Source organism: Oleiphilus sp. HI0061, from assembly GCF_001635675.1.
The window spans coordinates 1-879 of the sequence record NZ_LWFE01000189.1; the positions used below are offsets into that span (position 1 = coordinate 1).

General features: G+C 45.6%; 1 protein-coding gene. It reads left to right on the plus strand.

Annotated features, from left to right (window positions below; genetic code table 11):
* Positions 1 to 683, plus strand: a 683-nt coding sequence (locus A3735_RS30135) for an esterase/lipase family protein (RefSeq protein ID WP_369820502.1), incomplete at its 5' end; no start/stop codon positions are given.
* Positions 684 to 879: the final 196 nt, after the last annotated feature.

Consider the following 879-nt stretch of genomic DNA (forward strand, 5'->3'; position numbering starts at 1 on the left):
GGGATTACCACCTAAAGGCTCCCAGTGAAGGGGAATCTCTCGTCGATCATTATATTGATAGCTGTTTCGACTATAAAGGCGGCGATGTCAGGGAAAACTATGGTACAAAGTTGCAGGAAGATTTTGGTTATACACCGTTCTATCTTCGCTACAATACCGGACTTTCTTTAGAAAAAAATGGTCGTCTTCTGGCAAAGCAACTGACTCAATTGCACGAAGCCTACCCGATTAATATTGATGAACTGATGCTTGTCGGTTTCAGTATGGGCGGACTCTTACTTCGACATGCTCAATATTGTGCCATCCAAACTGATATGCCTTGGCTCTCGAACTTAAGTAAATGTATGTACTTGGGTACACCGCACGAAGGCTCACCGCTTGAAAAGTTTGGCCACTTTAGCGGTGAAATCGTTCGACACTTTCCTCGGGATTACATTAGCCATTGGGCTGATTGGATTGATCGGCGGAGTGAAGGTATTCAAGATTTAAAGCATGGCTTGAAGTTTTTTGCTCCATCTGAAGACATTGAGTCGTCATGTGCGAGTTTCTATGATCAGGCTCGTCATTACTTTATTAGTGGTAGTGTTGGAAAGAATGAAGATAGCTTTATTAGCAGAGTGATGGGGGGTAGCTTGGTCAGACAGGGTAGTGCTAACCCGGGCTCTGCGCCAACACATAGCTAAAACGCTCACTTTGAAGGCCTGCCACATATTCCATTGGCGCACTCTGACCGCGTGTACCAGCAGATAGCATGCTGGGTTGATGAAGATGAGCGAAGATTGCGTACACGTCATGCGGGGAAAGCGCTCGATTTAATCAACTATCAGGTAATACGTAAACCCTATATCCCCGAAGCTGGGCAGCAAGATGTGTCCAATC